Genomic DNA, 15,714 nt, shown 5'->3' with positions numbered 1-15,714 from the left:
TGGCCGTATTACGTCCGCAGTAAGGGGATAACCGAGGAAAACTGCGTTTTTAGCCGAAAATCGCCTCTTTTTTTGCCAAAAAAAGCCATCCAACGGCCTCAGGCGGTGGTGACGGTGGCTAAGTCCGACAGGCTGCTAGGCTCCAAGGCCGACTTCGTGGCGCTTCCCCTAACACAGCTTACCGATGTGGGCATCTATCCTTACGATCCCCACAATCCTGGCCCAGATATACAAGTTGGTCCTGCAGATGCGGTGAGTGTAGTCGGGTTTCCGTTCGGCATCACTGCTGGTGGTGCATTTGGCGTTTGGGCAACAGGGTTCCTTGCCTCGGAGCCTGACGTGAATTTTAATGAATTGCCCGTTGTGCTCATTGATTGCAGGAGCCGGCAAGGGCAATCCGGATCCCCCGTATTGGCGTATAGGTCAGGCGGCGCTCTTGCCATGAGGGACGGAAGCTCCGCAATATTTACCGGCCCAGTGCAGAAATTTATCGGCGTCTACAGCGGCCGCATCAACGCTGAGTCAGATCTTGGAATTGTCTGGAAGGCCGAGGCAATTGCCGAGCTAGTCCGCACCCTATGAATCTTCCATCTCCTCCAGGCTCTTCACCGGACCCGCGTAGCCTGTGCATCCCAGGCCATCCTCGACCGAGGTGGGCTCAAACGGTTTGGCTGCGCGCAGCACCAGGGCGTCACCGCGGTCTTCATGATGAGTTCTGTCCCCGCGTCCCAGTGGTGACGCGCCCGCAGATAGCCCGGTATGACAAGCTGCCCCTTCGTAGAGAGCCGAATGGTTTCCACGAGCTACTCCAGGTAAGATTTGGTAAGCCGGAGTCTAGCACCACTTTGTTTTTGTTTAGGCTGCACCCGATCCGGCTGCGGACGACCAATGTGAAACCTGGAGGTGGTGTGAGCGACGAGGCCGCGCTTGCTCACACCGAAACAGCGCTGGATTGAAAGACCTGATCCCGAGCCATTGCATGACCCGGTGCCCTGCGCAATCAATACTTCGGAGCCAACCCCGCCTGTTTGCAGAGCTCGTTTGCGGTGATATGATCGAATTGTTTATGCCGCTTGATCGGAATCACTTTCTTGCCGTCTGTATAGATCGCATGGTTGGCGCCTTCCCGGAGCAAACGCAAGCCATTGGCTTCAAAGTAGCCTACCAAATCACGCCGTTTTACCGACAAGGTCCAACTCCACTGGCAGCTGCTCAAGTAAGGCGTTGCCGACCGGGATTTCCCGGCCAAGGTCTTGGTATGCCTGGACCATCTCGTGCAACGCATCGCGGAGCATTGCCCGGCACTCTTCGAGGTTAGCGCCTTCAGTGATGACCTCGGGCCAGTCGATTAACTGACCCATGTAGCCGCCGTGGAAGCAGGTATATCGTGCTGTGTAGGTTTGCAGCATGTTGGTTAGCTCTGGTCAGGACAAGGCGGTGGAAGGTTATTCCGCCGGTCCAGTATTCGCCCCACTGGTAGTCGCGTCAAGTTGCACCGGGGGTCCGCCGTGCGCAACAATGCCCCCGGCTGAGAACCGCGAGCCGCCTGACGGCGACGGGCCGACAGAATGTCGGCGCTCCCATGGGTCCGCCTGTCCCCATCCCCACAACGCCGCCGCCCCGCACCTGTCGGCTTGCCGACAAGGCCGCCCTCCACCGCCCGCGAACCTCCTAAAAATAAACCAGTTTCTCCGCGACGCGAAGTCCGGCACGGCCTTTGCTTTACCGTCTCCAGAGTCAATTTGAACCCCCCGGGCCGGGCGCCCGCGACTTCCTGGAGGTATGTGATGGAGTTGAAGGTGATCGAACCCGGCACGGGTGCCGCCGCTGCGGGCGGTTGTGCATCAAGCGGTTGCGGCGGCAGCAGCGATGCGCTTGCGCACCTGCCGGAGCATATCCGCGCCAAGGTCCACAACCATCCCTGTTATTCGGAGGAGGCCCATCACCACTATGCACGCATGCATGTGGCGGTGGCCCCCGCCTGCAATATCCAATGTCATTATTGCAACCGCAAATACGACTGTGCCAATGAGTCTCGCCCGGGCGTCGTCTCCGAGGTCCTCACCCCCAATCAGGCGGTGAAGAAGGTCATCGCGGTGGCCGCCAATATTCCCCAGATGACGGTGCTCGGCATTGCCGGCCCCGGCGATCCATTGGCCAACCCCGGGCGCACCCTGGACACCTTCCGCCAGTTGTCGGAAAAGGCCCCGGACATCAAGCTGTGCGTCTCCACCAATGGGCTGGCACTCCCGGACGTGGTGGATGAACTGTGCGCGCACAACATCGACCATGTGACCATCACCATCAACTGTGTGGACCCGGACGTAGGGGTCAAAATCTATCCCTGGATCTTCTGGAAGGGCCGCCGGGTCAAGGGCCGCAAGGGCGTGGCGATCCTGATCGAGCAGCAGCAGAAGGGTCTGGAGATGCTGGTGGCGCGCGGCGTGCTGGTCAAGGTCAATTCGGTCCTGATCCCCGGTGTGAACGACGAGCACCTGAAAGAAGTCAGCCGCGTGGTCAAGGCCAAGGGGGCCTTCCTGCACAATGTGATGCCGCTGATTGCCGAGCCCGAGCACGGCACCTTCTATGGTGTGATGGGCCAGCGCGGACCCACCCATGAGGAACTTCAGACCCTGCAGGACGCCTGCGCCGGGGATATGAATATGATGCGCCACTGCCGCCAATGCCGGGCGGACGCGGTGGGGATGTTGGGTGAGGATCGGGGGCACGAATTCACGCTGGACAAGATCGAGACCATGGAGATCGATTACGCCCAGGCCATGGAGCACCGGCGCGAGGTCCATGCCACCATCGAGGCCAACCGGGAGGCCCAGCGCAAGAAGAGCGGCGAGACCTTCATCTCGATCGCCTCCATCAAGCGGGCCAAGAAGGAAACGCGCCCGGTCCTGATGGCGGTGGCGACCACCGGCGGCGGGGTGATCAATCAGCACTTCGGCCACGCCCGCGAGTTCCTGATCTACGAGGCCAACGCCACCGATGTACGTTTCATCGGCGTGCGCAAGGTGGATCTGTATTGTGCCGGCGGGGATACCTGCGGAGAGGCAGAAACGGCGCTCGCCAAGACCATTCGCACCCTGTCCGGTTGCGAGGCGGTCCTGTGTTCCAAGATCGGCTATGAGCCCTGGGGCCAACTGGAGGCGGCGGGCATCACGCCCAACGGTGAGCACGCGCTGGAGCCGATCGAGGAGGCGGTCGCCGCGCTCTACCACGAACTGGCCGCCGCCGGGCGCCTGGAGCAACCGGCACCGGCCGCCGCGCGGATGTGCGCCTGAAGCGATGAGCGTGGATTGATCCTTGGAAGATGAACAGTCCGCAAATGAACGCAAATGAACGCAAATATTGAGAATGGATGGCGGGCGACCGCTCGTGCCCGCCGAGTGAGCGGTCAGGATGCCGCCATGTCAGGAATTTCTTGTCTTCATTTGCGTTCATTTGCGTTCATTTGCGGACAATCCTCCTGCCGAGTCCTCATAATGAACCCGACCACCCGGCCGCGCCGGCAAGGAGACTGACCGATGGCATACCAGATTGTTGAAGGCTGTGTGAACTGCTGGGCCTGTGAGCCACTGTGCCCAAGCCAGGCCATTGTTGCCGCCAAGCCGCATTTCCTGATCGACGCGGCCAAGTGTACCGAGTGCGTAGGCGACCATGCGGAGCCGCAGTGTGCGGGTATCTGCCCGGTCGAGGGCGTGATTCTCGATTCGCTGGGGGTACCGCTCAACCCGCCCGGGTCGCTGACCGGCATCCCCCCGGCCCGCCTGGCGGCGGCCATGGCCGAGATCCAGGCGCGCTAACCCATGGCCACCTTCAACTTACCGATACCCGGCGAACTGGTCTTCTACGAGAAGCCCGGCTGTCTCTCGAATGCCCGCCAGAAGGCCCGCCTGGTGGCGGTCGGGCATTGTCTGGAGGTCCGCAACCTGCTGGCCGAACTTTGGACCGCGGAGCGTCTGCGGCCCTTCTTTGGCGCCCGGCCGGTGGCCGAATGGTTCAACCCCTCGGCGCCGCGCATCCGCGCGGGTGAGGTCGAGCCCGCCGCACTGTCCGAGTCGGAGGCCCTCGCTCTGATGGTCGCCGATCCTCTGCTGATCCGTCGGCCGCTGATCGAGACCGCTGGCCTGTGTGACTGCGGCTTCGAGCCGGGGCCGGTGCTCAGTGCCCTCGGGGTCGAACTGGAGGATGGCGAGGACCTGCAATCCTGCTCCCGGGGCGGCGTCGACCCCGTGTGTCCGGAGGTGCATTCGACGACTTTATTGGCTGCCGCCGCCGACCCGTTGGGCGAACACGGGTGAGCGCCGCGACTGCCACATCCGGCATGGTCGAGGTGACGAGCCGGACCGGCCCCGCGGGCGCCGTGGAGATCGCCCCCGGAGTGCATTGGATCGGCGCCCTGGACCCGGCGCTACGCACCTTCGACATCATCCTGCGTACCGCCAACGGGACCACCTATAACTCATTCCTGGTGCGCGGTGAGTCCGGGGTCGCGGTGGTGGACACGGTCAAGCTGGAGTTTGCCGAGGACTTCTTCCGGCGCCTGGAGTCGGTCGCGGACTATTCCGAGATCCGCGTCATTGTGCTGAATCACCTGGAGCCCGATCATAGCGGAGCACTCCCGGAACTGATGCGCCGTGCGCCCCAGGCGCGTCTTTATATCTCGACCCGCGCCACCTCTATGCTCAAGGCGCTGCTCAAGCCCAAGGAGGCGGACCGCTCATTCGAATACGAGACGGTCGGCACCAACGATGAGGTGTCGCTCGGTAACCGCACCCTGCGCTTCCTGCATACCCCCTTCCTGCACTGGCCCGATACCCAGTGTACCTATCTGGTGGAAGACGGGATACTGTTCTCCGGGGACATCTTCGGCTGCCATTATTGTGACAACCGGCTCTTCAACGACCGGGTCGGAGACTTTCGGTTTTCATTCGATTATTATTATGGCCACATCATGAGGCCATTCAAGGCCCATGTGGTGGAGGCACTCAAGCTCATCGAGCCGCTGCGGCTCACCATCGTCGCGCCGACCCATGGCCCCATCCTGCGCGACCGCCCGCGCCGCTATGTCACTCATTATCGCGAGCTATCCACTTCCAGCCTCACCGAGCGCATCGGCAACGAGGACCGTTCGCTGGTCGTTTTCTATATGAGCGCCTACGGCAGCACCGCCCGCATGGCGGACGCCATTCGCGCCGGGGCCGAGGAGACGGCGGGCATACGGGTGTCGCTCTATGACCTGGAGGGCGGCGAGACCGGCCCCTTTGTCGACCTCATTGAGGAGGCGGATGCATTGGCATTCGGCTCGCCTACGATCAATGGCGATGCGGTGAAGCCAGTCTGGGACCTGCTCTCCTCATTGGCCGTCGTCAATCTGAAAGGCAAGCTCGGTGCCGCCTTCGGCTCTTATGGCTGGAGTGGGGAGGCGGTACGCATGATTGAGGACCGGATGCGGGGGCTGAAGATGCGCGTCCCGGTGCCAGGGCTGCGGCTCAAACTGATCCCGACAGACGACGAACTCGTCGAGTGTTGCGACTTCGGCCGCAAGCTCGCCGCCGCCCTGGTGGGCGGCGAACAGGGTCGGGTGATCGATTTCTCGGAACTTGGATAGGGGGAGTGAGTGGCGAGTGATTAGCGAAGGATGACGGGGCGAGCGATCTCCCAGCCAGCACTGTGGTCCGGTGCCCAATGTTTCGCTGGGCCTGAGTCATCATCCCCGCCACCGTGATAGCCGCGCGCTCGTGGGTCCGCGGAGCGGTTCCTACGGGCTTCACTTCATCTGACCATTGACCACTATCCCCTACCCACTCTCCACCAACCACTGTCCACCAACCCAGGAGTCTGCCACTATGGCAAAAGCGAAAGTCACTTTTGAAGACATCAACCAGACGGTCAATGTTCCGGCCGGCACCCGGCTCATCGAGATCTCCGAAAAGGTCGGGGCCGGCATCATCTACGGCTGTCGCGAGGGCGACTGCGGTACCTGCATGACCCATGTAGTCACCGGCTGGAACAATCTCACCGAGCCCTCGGTACTCGAGGAGAAGGTGCTGCGCGAGAATATGGCCAACCGTCATGACCGGCTCGCCTGTCAGGCGCAGGTCCTGGGCGACTGCACCGTCAAGCCGGCCTGAGCCCCACCACACTCATCGATACAACCTAGCTGCCGGAGTCAATCTATGGCACTCGTTACCTTTTCCAGCCCCGAATACAAGGACAAGACCGTTTACGCCGTGGCCGGAAGCCACACCGAGACCGTGCTCAAACTTGCCAAGGAGAACAAGGTTCCCGTTCATCACGACTGCCAGGACGGCGAGTGCGGCAACTGCGTCGTGCGCGTCACCAGCGTGGACGACAAGAACCAGCGTATGGGCGGCCTGCTGACCGAGAAGGAGAAAATCGTGCTGCGTCAATTGGGTAAGATCACCCCCGAGCAGATCGACCAGATGGCGGTGGATGACATCCCCACCGAGTGGCGCCTGGCCTGCCAGATGATCGTGCGCGATGAAGACATCCTGGTGCAGTACTGAGCACCGGGCAGCGATTAAGCGTCCATGCTGCTCTTGGACCTGACCGCTGAATCGACCCTGCCACCCGTCGGCCGACTGCAGGCACGGGCGGCGGGCGCCTACCTGGGGCTCGCCGTCGGCGATGCCCTGGGTGCGACCGTTGAATTCCTGATCCCCCGGGAGATCCAGGAGCAATACGGGGTGCATCGGGAACTGATCGGCGGCGGCTGGCTCAAACTGCGCAAGGGCCAGGTGACCGACGATACCGAAATGAGCCTGGCCCTGGGCAAGGCCATCCTGGGCGCTCGCGCCGTGGCGGCGGAACCCATCGCCGTCGCCTTCAGCTCCTGGATGAAGAGCAAGCCGGTAGACATCGGCAACACCGTGCGACGCGGTATCGCCCATTACCGCCAAACCGGCGAGACCCAAGTGCCGGAAAGCGAGAATGACGCCGGCAATGGCGCCTGTATGCGCTCGCTGCCGATTGCGCTCTTCACCCTGGGTGCAGACGCCGAGGCGGTCGCCACGGCCAACCGTATTCAATCCCACACCACCCACCACAACGCACTGGGGGACGCCGGCACCTTCACCGTCATCCGGATGGTGCAGTCGGCCCTCACCGGCGGCACGCGCAGCGACCTCAAGGCATTGGCCGAGGCCCTGGTCGAGCATGAGCCCAAATACCGCTATGACCGGCGGCGCATGGAGAACCCGGGCGGATTCCTGGTGGAAACGCTCAAGGCCGTCTTCCAATCGCTATTCGCCACCGACTGTTTCGAGGGTGCGCTCATCGACGTGGTGAATCGCGGCGGCGATGCCGACACCACCGGCGCCATCCTGGGCATGATCGCGGGCGCGCTCTATGGCCCGGAGGAAATACCCAAGCGCTGGATCGCGGCCCTCGACCAGAAGATGGCCGACGCCTGCACCGCGCAGGCGGGCGCACTGATTGCGTTGTCACCGCAGTGTCGGGGCGAATGATTTCGGATTCGCTGCGTCCAATCTGTCGGAGAAGCAGGTCCACGCCATCATTCCCCCATGCGTTCAACGCCATGGAGTGGGTTTTTCGGAATGGTTCGCAGACGCACGTTCACTGCTGAGATGCTAGTTTAAAGCTGGCCGCGCTGTCGGTTACAGGACAAATGGCACGGCAACTAATAGATAACGCCAACCAGGCCTAAATCCGTTCCGCTGCACCAGCTTTATCCCTCCCCGCCAAGCCGGATCTTCGCTCTACCGCTCGAAATATGAACACGCTGCTTTCAATCAGCATCCAAGGCAAAATTGGCAACCGAAAGCGATCCGTGCCGAAAAAGACAAGGGTTAGAAAGCTGAAATAGAAGACCAACACCCACCCCAACCATTGAATACCCTGCAGGTGATTTGCTGGAGCAGATAGGGTGAAAGCGCGGAAACAGAATAGAATCAATAAGACTGAGTAGCTCGACTGCGTAAGAACATATAGGGCACATTTTTTTGATGGTGAGTATAATTTTTTTCCCTGAAAAAGAGAAGTCACGGCGCTTGTCTCCGATAGATATAAGTGGACAAGTTTGCGGGGAAGCAGTTTTGCCGCATCAATCGGATGAGCGGAAACGAAGTCAACAGCCTTGTTGAGTAACGCCCGATCTAATTCCGATTCATTTGGATATTTGCCTTTCGCCAATCGCAGGGCACCGAAGCCATACCCCCCCGACGCGCGATGATTATTGCCAATGTACGCATTTATTCCCGTATTCGTTGCTATGACATATCGCCCAAAAATTGAATAATTTCTCGCCATCCAAGGCGTTACGCTAATCATGAAGGCCAGCCCAAGCATCACCGAGGCGATGACAAGCTTCCTTGCCGGCAGGCCCTGGATAAACCAAATTACGGGAATAACGCCAACCAGACCAATTGCCACTCCGCGCGTCAGAGTCAGCGCGCCGAGCGCCACACCAATGATGACCACATGCATGAGACGAGGTGGGAAATATGAGAGGATAAACAATATGAGCAGAAGCAGTCCGGCCAAGAAAGGCAGGTCACTCATCGCCTGCCCGGTTTGCAAGACCAGCGCGGGATAGACGGCAATCGCAATCGTTGCGAGTCTTGCAACCACTGCGCCATACTGGCGTCGTGCGATATAATATGTGGTCAGAATGACTATTACGGTGGATACGGCCCCCAATAACCAGGCCCAAGCGAAATTTGGTCCCAGCAGGCGATATGTTAAAGATAAAAGAAAAGGGTATCCCGGCGGACGATACGCCGTTACTTGACCGCCAATTGAATAGCCATAGCCCGTTGCTAGGTTTAATGCGGTAGAATGGTACCACCATGCGTCCGCAATTGGCTGGTAAGGCAGTTCAAAAAAAACCACCAACCTGGGAAGGGCCGCTAATAGAATCACTAGGATCCAAAAGCTATGGCTAGAGATGCCCGCAATCCCTTTGATAGTCGAGAATGCAGACTCGCGAAGCCAACGCCAGAGACAGAAAATAAAGCCAGACGCCACTGCGCTAATGCCAAACAGTAGGCGAGTAAATTGCAATATCGCTTCAGGGTTACGAGAATTCTGGATTTCACCCTGAAACGGTAGGATCGCGACTTCCGGATAAAAGACGGCAAGCCCGCAAAAAACCATCAACGGTAGTAGCAGGATGCGAATCGGTGAGAAGCAGAAAAACAATCGCACGATTATCAAACTCCTTCAGCGTGTGGCCAGATGATCCGCGCTGAGGTCTAGCATTGCGGTATCGGGCAGCAAAGTCGCCTTTATATTGAATCAGGGCCAAGGCACCCGAATCGACATCAAACTATAATAACTGAACGCGCCGCGATCTGGCGGCGCATGAGCGATAGCAGCAATGAACGCCCGCGCGCCGGGGTCCAGCGTTGGCACGCTTGCCGTTCGACGCGTGTCATCCGTAACCGTACAGTCATCGAAACCGGCTACCCTAACGGACAAATTTCTGCGTGTGTTGGGGGCCGCCCCACCGCCGGGAGGGCGCTCGCCTTGGCCCTTGGCCTTCTTCGACACCCCGGGCACCGAATCCACGCCGCACTTCATGCTCAGACCGGGCACGCCAGGAGAACCACAACGATGGCTACCAAGTACCTATGCGCGAACCGCGGCCAGTGCGGCAAGGCCGACAGCGACGCGGTGATCCGGGTGCCACACGGCCGCCCGACGGTCTGTCCTGAGTGCGGCGGCAAACTCGCGCCGCGGGAAGGGGGCCAGGACCTGGGGCAAAGCCTCTTCGTCGGTACCGGCGTCCTGATGCTCCTGCTGCTCGGGGTCGCCACCTTTATGTCGCTGCCCCGGAGCAGCGAGTGCGACACGCCGGGCCGCTGGAACCCATTCAACAGGGCCTGTAGCACAGCGCAGGCCCGGGCATGTACCCCGCCTGAGACACTCGACGCGCGCACCAACACCTGCCAGGCGCCCCGGGCGTCGGCGCTCGCGCAGGCGCCGGACTGTAAGGCACCCGAGCGGCTGGACCCCGCCACTCGGACCTGCAAGGCGCCAGCGACGCCCCCGGCCGCGGCAGCCGCCGCAACCCTTCTGCGCTTCCACGGCTCCAATACCATCGGCGGCAAGCTGCTGCCGGCCCTGGCCGAGGCCTTCATGAAAGAGGAGGGCTATACCCAGGTCCACCGGGAACCTGGGGCCAAGGACGATGAGGAGTTTATCGTCGGTGAACGCGGCGGCGCCAAGCGACAGATCGAAATCGCGGCCCACGGCTCCAAGACCGCCTTCGCGGACCTGCGCGCTGGCAGCGCCGATATCGGCATGGCGTCACGCCCCATCAAGGCCGATGAACGCCAAGCCTTGCTGCCAACCCTGGGCGATCTCAGTGCCAACGCCAGTGAGCACGTACTGGCGCTCGACGGGATCGCAGTCATCGTCCACCCGGCCAATCCGTTGAAGACACTCACACTCGCCCAACTCGCCGACATCTTCAGCGGGACCGTCACCGACTGGTCCCAGGTCGGCGGCCACCCGGGGGCCATTACTGTGTATGCCCGCGACCACAAGTCAGGCACCTGGGACTTTTTCAACGAGGCGGTCCTGATGAGTCGGGGCAAGACCCTGATTGGCACCGCCCAGCGCTTCGAGGACAGCGGCAGGCTAGCCGCCTCAGTCGGCAGCGACCCCCAGGGGATCGGCTTCATCGGGCTCAACTACGTGGGGACCAACAAGGTCATCGCCCTGGCGGACACCGGGGTAGACGCGCGCCGACCCAGCCTTAACACGATTCGGACCGAGGACTATCTGCTATCCCGGCGGCTCTTTCTCTACACAGCGCAGGCGCCTGCCAATGCGAGCGTCCTCAAGTTCATTGAATTCGCCTTGGCGGACGCAGGGCAGTCGGTGGTCAGCAACACCGGCCTGATCACCGTCGCGCTGCCCGAGCCCGCAGCGGCCACGGACACGGAGCGCGGCGAAGACCCGCGCGCCAAGTCGGCCAAGTGGCGGAAACTCACCGCCCAGGCCACCGCGGAGATCGCGACCCGCTTCCGCTTCCGGCCCGGCACCGCGGAGCTCGATACCCGCGCCGGCCGGGATATCGGGCGGGTGGCCGGCCTGATTGCCGGTGGCAAATTTCAGGACCGGTCTCTGATCCTCATCGGCTTCACCGATACCGCCGGGCGCCATGAGGAGAACTGCCGACTCTCCCAAGAGCGCGCGGAGATAGTCGGTCATGAGCTCACTGTCGAGGGACTGCGGGTCGCGCGCGTGGCCGGCCTGTGCGACGAGGCCCCAGTCGCCTCCAATGACACGCCCGATGGCCGGGAAAAAAACCGACGGGTCGAGGTCTGGGTGAATTAGCCCACTGGGCCACAGTCCCGGCTTCCTCGGAGAGTCGCTGATGAGTCAAGGAGTACCGCGCACGTTGCACTGATGCGCGGGGGTCGCATCGACTTGGGACACGACTACGGCAACTTCCGAGCCCCGACGGGCCATGCGCAATGGCCTGCCCCGCCGCACACGAAGCGCGGTGCGCATCGCCCTGATGCCGCGGATGCTGGAAGCGCGAGGACCCGGACATCAGCTCCTGCCTACTCGCTTACAGGCGGGAATGCGCCTACGAATCCCGACCCAGTGGAACATTCAGTCTTAGACGTCGAGGTGCTCGACGTCAAGCGCGTGACGCTCAATAAAGTCCCTTCGTGGCTCCACATTATCGCCCATCAGTGTGGTAAAAATTTGATCTGCGGCAACTGCATCTTCGACGGTTACCTTAAGTAGGCGCCGGGTTTCTGGATTCATCGTGGTCTCCCAGAGTTGCTCCGGATTCATTTCTCCGAGGCCCTTATATCGTTGCATACTGTAGCCGCGCTGCGCTTCGGCAAGCAGCCACCGCACGCCCTCTCCGAGATCGACAATCTCCTTGCGTCGCTCTCCGCGCGTAAGATGAGCGCCGTCCTCAAGGAGCCCGGCCACTTTCTCCCCAAACTCTGCAATACGGTAATAGTCGACCGTATTAAAGAAATCAAGCGGGATCTGTTTGGTTTCCGGTATGCCATAGACGAATCGCGTCAACTTGAGAAAGCTGGCGTTGTCGCTGTCGTCCTGGGCACAGGTCAAGGTAAAGCGCAATGAAGCATGCTTGCCTGGCGCCTCGTTGAGACGCTGTTGAAGCGCTCCACACCACTCACTTAGGGCCGCGGGATTCAGGAGAATCGCAGCAGACATTTTAGGCGCTTGCGCTAATTCGTGTAGAAAGGCCGAGTCGTAGCGAGAGGAGAGGCGACCCAATATCGCATCAAAAACCTGGTAATCCCTTGCAAGAGACTCTAGTACCGTGGCCGCCAACGGCGGAGCATCGGCGGACACGCAGATAGTCGCATTGTCCAATGCCGACTGCAGCATGGCGGCATTGAGTGCCATGTCATCCAGCAGATAGTCTTCTTGCTTTCCTTTCTTTAGCTTATATAGCGGTGGCTGAGCGATAAAAATATGTCCCCGGTCGACCAGTTCCGGCATCTGACGGTAAAAGAAAGTCAGCAAGAGCGTCCGAATATGGGCGCCGTCGACGTCGGCATCGGTCATTATGATGATGCGATGGTAACGCAGGTTTTCGGGGTTGTATTCATCGCGACCGATGCCACACCCAAGCGCGGTAATAAGGGTTCCAACTTCCGCCGAAGACAGCATCTTGTCGAATCTGGCCTTTTCGACGTTGAGGATTTTACCCTTCAGCGGAAGTATGGCCTGAAAGCTGCGGTCTCTTCCTTGCTTTGCGGAACCACCGGCAGAGTCTCCCTCCACGAGGTAAAGCTCTGATTTCGAAGGGTCCTTTTCTTGGCAATCGGCAAGCTTTCCTGGTAGCCCAGCGATATCAAGGACGCCCTTTCGGCGGGTCATTTCTCTTGCCTTGCGCGCGGCTTCTCTTGCGCGGGCTGCTTCAAGCATTTTTCCCGCGATGATCTTCGCCTCGTTTGGTTGTTCCTCCAAGAAGGCATTGACCTGCTCAACGACCAAGGACTCGACGGCTGCCTTGACTTCGGATGAAACGAGTTTTTCTTTAGTCTGGGATGAGAATTTTGGATCGTGCAATTTAACCGACACTACCGCGGTCAGGCCCTCTCGTGCGTCATCACCGATCGCCTTTATCTTTTGCGTCCGGTCCAACCCCACGCGCTCGATATAGCCGTTCAAGGTTCTGGTAAGACCCGCACGGAATCCAGCGAGATGCGTACCGCCATCGCGCTGTGGAATATTATTGGTAAAACAGTATATCGTTTCCTGGAATCCTTCATTCCATTGGAGCGCTAACTCCAAGGCAACACCACTGCGTTCGGTTGAGAAATAGATCACGCTCGGATGGAGTGGGGTCTTGTTTCGGTTCAAGTAGTCTACAAACGCGCGTATACCACCGATATAGTTAAAGAGGTCTTGCCGACCGGTAGCTTCCTCTGTCAGCTGGATACGGACCCCGGAATTCAAAAACGATAGCTCACGGAGCCGCTTTACGAGGATATCATAGTGAAAATCAAGGTTAGAGAAAATCTCAGGTGATGGATAAAAGCGGACCTCAGTCCCGGTGGTGGCGGCTTCCCCAATTTCTCGCAGTGGGTATAGCGGGACTCCCATGCGATATTCCTGTTCGTACTGTTTCCCTCCGCGAGCAATCCCTAGGATCAAGCGCTCAGATAAGGCATTAACGACGGAGACACCTACGCCATGCAGTCCTCCAGAAACCTTATAAGAGTTATCGTCGAATTTCCCCCCGGCATGGAGCACGGTCAAGATCACTTCGGCAGCCGAGCGATTTTCCTCCGCATGAATATCAACTGGAATACCCCGACCGTTATCGCTTACCCCGACGGAGCCGTCACGATATAGGATAACTTTGATGTCCGAGCAATACCCCGCAAGGGCTTCGTCAATTGAGTTGTCAACGACTTCAAATACCATGTGGTGGAGCCCGGTCCCGTCGTCAGTATCTCCGATATACATGCCAGGACGTTTACGGACGGCATCGAGACCGCGCAAGACCTTGATATTTGTGGAGTCGTAAGTCATTTTTTGGCCTTGTCGTGAGGGTAAGTGAGTCTAGAACCATGAGCCAAGGGTTGCGAGTAGATCTCGACTAATATAGGGCGTCGGGTTGTGGCCGCTGATTGCGGCTTGACCGGATCGGCAGTGCGACTCGGACAGATGGTGGCGCCTTAAGGATGGCAGACTAGCGTTACAGGCTCAGTTACTCGGTACGCTAGCCGCGTTAGGTGTCAATTGTACGCCAACCACGCATCACTGCCACGAGCGTTCTGGCAGGCGTAATCGACAGCTACGCGCGCGGCATGCTGGCGTGGCTGGGAGCTGGGATGCGGGCAGGGCTTGTCGTGAGGAACGCCTGGCGGGGCAGGTTCGACAGGGGGGGCCTCCGGAGTGGACGCCCGCACCCACCGCACGCCGATGCTTGTAGGATGGCTTGATCGAACACAGCCGCTTCGAATGTTCCACGTGGAACCCCGAGAGCCTCCGACCCAACAGCTAGGCTGCCCTCCACGCCGCGAACCACCCAGGTATCCCGGCCCAGCCCCTCAGCCTCCCACTACGCGAAGCGCCGCTGAGGCGGGCTGGCTACTACTCTGAAAACTCAACCAGGCGCGAGGAAAAGAATCGCCGCCTACTTGTGCATGGTCGCCAGATGGGAGCGAATGGTCCAGAAGGTGTCGCGGCCGCACAGGCCACCGAAGGCCCCGGAGACCATTTGCTTCACCTTGGGCATGCGCTCCACCTGTTCACCGAGACTGACCCTCACGGGGACCTCAGGATCGGTCATGTAGCGCCAGACATCGTCGGCGTAGAGGCGCAAACGGTGCATAAGCTTGAGCCCCTTGCTCTGCCTGGACCCGCTCCGCTCGCCCGACGGCGGCCACGCGCGGGGTTGGCCACCTCCCCGGCGGGGAGCGTTAGGCGGACCGCCATGACCTCATGACAGGCCGCGAGCACCAGATCGAACTGACACTTGGCCTAGGCCCCACCCATCTGCTCACGGACGTCCGTCAGTTCGCGCAGTTGCTGGACCTTGCTCGAACCATCCCTACAGGAGAGATCCCGATAGGGCTTCCAGCCCTCGTGGAACACGCCCCCCCCCGAACGCGATCCGTAGCCCGAAAACGTCGCAGGCCCGCTTACCGCACCTGGGGCGCGCGCCGAGCCAGGTCAGTAGCAGGGTCACCAGGGCATGGATCCAGTGGGGCTTGCAAGCCACGCGCGTGTCGGTTCCGTCGGCGGGCGACAAGGGCACGCGTGATGGCCTCGCCAATGATGCCCGGTGACCTCGCAGCGCAACGCAGCGCCGGCCAATCGAACACCTGGCGGCCTTCGACCACTAGCGCCGCATCCAAGGGGCCATGACCGGCATCGCAATGGCTGGCCGGGGCATGCGTTTCAATCAGATCCGGCTGCGCAACGCGCTTGAGGGCATAACCGGTGGGGAAGTCTTGGCCTTCCGTCGGCTTCTCGCCCCGGGTGCGCAACGACTTCGGCTTGGATTTGTTCAGCCCCTCCCAGAGCGGCGGCTCGCTGGAGTTGCGGCTGCTTATCGCCCAGCGATTCCCGCCGACCGATTATTGCGCGATTCAACAGATAGTTGGGAATGCCTGAAAAATAGTTTTTCGTAAACTGTCATCTGCGAATCAGTATACTGCCGCACACACATCAGGTTGCGAGGCAGATATCGATGAGTGC

Annotated in this window: 14 protein-coding genes; 9 read left to right on the top strand and 5 right to left on the bottom strand. The window is 60.3% G+C overall.

What is annotated here, in order from left to right; translation table 11 throughout:
* On the top strand, window positions 1-582 hold a 582-nt coding region (locus QZX93_RS13100; RefSeq protein ID WP_295392993.1), incomplete at its 5' end, for a trypsin-like peptidase domain-containing protein.
* 418 nt (window positions 583-1,000) lie between these two features.
* On the opposite strand, the gene QZX93_RS13095 is transcribed toward QZX93_RS13100, so the two are convergent.
* Together QZX93_RS13095 and QZX93_RS13090 are read right to left on the bottom strand one after the other, a co-directional pair.
* Window positions 1,001-1,189, bottom strand: coding sequence for a type II toxin-antitoxin system HicA family toxin (locus QZX93_RS13095; RefSeq protein WP_295392992.1), 189 nt, complete (start codon window positions 1,187-1,189; stop codon window positions 1,001-1,003).
* Window positions 1,170-1,409 (bottom strand): type II toxin-antitoxin system HicB family antitoxin, encoded by a 240-nt coding sequence (locus QZX93_RS13090; RefSeq protein ID WP_295392991.1) that lies wholly within the window; start codon window positions 1,407-1,409, stop codon window positions 1,170-1,172. Before QZX93_RS13090 ends, QZX93_RS13095 begins: the two co-directional genes overlap by 20 nt.
* 378 nt (window positions 1,410-1,787) lie before the next feature.
* On the opposite strand from QZX93_RS13090, the gene nifB reads away from it, so the two are divergent.
* From nifB to draG, 7 genes are all read left to right on the top strand, one after another.
* Window positions 1,788-3,293 (top strand): nitrogenase cofactor biosynthesis protein NifB, encoded by a 1,506-nt coding sequence (gene nifB, locus QZX93_RS13085; protein WP_295392990.1) that lies wholly within the window; start codon window positions 1,788-1,790, stop codon window positions 3,291-3,293.
* Between the two features lie 243 nt (window positions 3,294-3,536).
* Window positions 3,537-3,815, top strand: a complete 279-nt coding sequence (locus QZX93_RS13080) for a ferredoxin (RefSeq protein WP_295392989.1) — start codon at window positions 3,537-3,539, stop codon at window positions 3,813-3,815.
* A gap of 3 nt (window positions 3,816-3,818) precedes the next feature.
* Window positions 3,819-4,313: an ArsC/Spx/MgsR family protein gene (locus QZX93_RS13075; RefSeq protein WP_295392988.1), complete on the top strand. Its 495-nt coding sequence runs from the start codon at window positions 3,819-3,821 to the stop codon at window positions 4,311-4,313.
* A 23-nt stretch (window positions 4,314-4,336) separates the two neighbouring features.
* Window positions 4,337-5,623, top strand: a complete 1,287-nt coding sequence (locus QZX93_RS13070; RefSeq protein WP_295392994.1) for an FprA family A-type flavoprotein — start codon at window positions 4,337-4,339, stop codon at window positions 5,621-5,623.
* A 238-nt stretch (window positions 5,624-5,861) separates the two neighbouring features.
* Window positions 5,862-6,146: a 2Fe-2S iron-sulfur cluster binding domain-containing protein gene (locus QZX93_RS13065; RefSeq protein WP_295392987.1), complete on the top strand. Its 285-nt coding sequence runs from the start codon at window positions 5,862-5,864 to the stop codon at window positions 6,144-6,146.
* Window positions 6,147-6,191: 45 nt separating this feature from the next.
* Entirely contained in the window at window positions 6,192-6,542 is a 351-nt protein-coding gene (locus QZX93_RS13060; protein ID WP_295392986.1) for a 2Fe-2S iron-sulfur cluster binding domain-containing protein, read from the top strand.
* A 24-nt stretch (window positions 6,543-6,566) separates the two neighbouring features.
* Window positions 6,567-7,502: an ADP-ribosyl-[dinitrogen reductase] hydrolase gene (gene draG, locus QZX93_RS13055; RefSeq protein ID WP_295392985.1), complete on the top strand. Its 936-nt coding sequence runs from the start codon at window positions 6,567-6,569 to the stop codon at window positions 7,500-7,502.
* A 196-nt stretch (window positions 7,503-7,698) separates the two neighbouring features.
* Here the strand turns inward: draG and QZX93_RS13050 are convergent, their stop codons facing one another.
* On the bottom strand, window positions 7,699-9,201 hold the full coding sequence (locus QZX93_RS13050; RefSeq protein ID WP_295392984.1) for a glycosyltransferase family 39 protein: 1,503 nt from the start codon (window positions 9,199-9,201) through the stop codon (window positions 7,699-7,701).
* A gap of 408 nt (window positions 9,202-9,609) precedes the next feature.
* Between QZX93_RS13050 and QZX93_RS13045 the strand changes: the two genes are divergently transcribed.
* Entirely contained in the window at window positions 9,610-11,340 is a 1,731-nt protein-coding gene (locus QZX93_RS13045) for a phosphate ABC transporter substrate-binding/OmpA family protein (protein WP_295392983.1), read from the top strand.
* A gap of 288 nt (window positions 11,341-11,628) precedes the next feature.
* Here QZX93_RS13045 and gyrB read toward each other — a convergent pair whose 3' ends face one another.
* Window positions 11,629-14,040 carry a DNA topoisomerase (ATP-hydrolyzing) subunit B gene (gene gyrB / locus QZX93_RS13040; RefSeq protein WP_295392982.1) on the bottom strand — a complete coding sequence of 804 codons (2,412 nt, stop codon included), beginning with the start codon at window positions 14,038-14,040 and terminating at the stop codon, window positions 11,629-11,631.
* A gap of 607 nt (window positions 14,041-14,647) precedes the next feature.
* The gene (locus QZX93_RS13035; protein ID WP_295392981.1) at window positions 14,648-14,845 is read right to left on the bottom strand and encodes a hypothetical protein; all 198 of its coding nucleotides are present in this window, start codon (window positions 14,843-14,845) and stop codon (window positions 14,648-14,650) included.
* Window positions 14,846-15,714 lie beyond the last annotated feature (869 nt).

The organism is uncultured Thiodictyon sp. (genome assembly GCF_903946935.1).
Classification (GTDB): Bacteria; Pseudomonadota; Gammaproteobacteria; order Chromatiales; family Chromatiaceae; genus Thiodictyon.
This window is presented reverse-complemented; position numbering and strand designations above follow the sequence as displayed.

What these genes read in the sequence shown, in the direction of transcription:
- QZX93_RS13090 (WP_295392991.1), bottom strand. Translation starts at nt 1,409, where the DNA reads ATGCTGCAAACCTACACAGCACGATATACCTGCTTCCACGGCGGCTAC.
- nifB (WP_295392990.1), top strand. Translation starts at nt 1,788, where the DNA reads ATGGAGTTGAAGGTGATCGAACCCGGCACGGGTGCCGCCGCTGCGGGC.
- QZX93_RS13080 (WP_295392989.1), top strand. Translation starts at nt 3,537, where the DNA reads ATGGCATACCAGATTGTTGAAGGCTGTGTGAACTGCTGGGCCTGTGAG.
- QZX93_RS13075 (WP_295392988.1), top strand. Translation starts at nt 3,819, where the DNA reads ATGGCCACCTTCAACTTACCGATACCCGGCGAACTGGTCTTCTACGAG.
- QZX93_RS13070 (WP_295392994.1), top strand. Translation starts at nt 4,337, where the DNA reads ATGGTCGAGGTGACGAGCCGGACCGGCCCCGCGGGCGCCGTGGAGATC.
- QZX93_RS13065 (WP_295392987.1), top strand. Translation starts at nt 5,862, where the DNA reads ATGGCAAAAGCGAAAGTCACTTTTGAAGACATCAACCAGACGGTCAAT.
- QZX93_RS13060 (WP_295392986.1), top strand. Translation starts at nt 6,192, where the DNA reads ATGGCACTCGTTACCTTTTCCAGCCCCGAATACAAGGACAAGACCGTT.
- draG (WP_295392985.1), top strand. Translation starts at nt 6,567, where the DNA reads ATGCTGCTCTTGGACCTGACCGCTGAATCGACCCTGCCACCCGTCGGC.
- QZX93_RS13045 (WP_295392983.1), top strand. Translation starts at nt 9,610, where the DNA reads ATGGCTACCAAGTACCTATGCGCGAACCGCGGCCAGTGCGGCAAGGCC.
- gyrB (WP_295392982.1), bottom strand. Translation starts at nt 14,040, where the DNA reads ATGACTTACGACTCCACAAATATCAAGGTCTTGCGCGGTCTCGATGCC.
- QZX93_RS13035 (WP_295392981.1), bottom strand. Translation starts at nt 14,845, where the DNA reads ATGCACCGTTTGCGCCTCTACGCCGACGATGTCTGGCGCTACATGACC.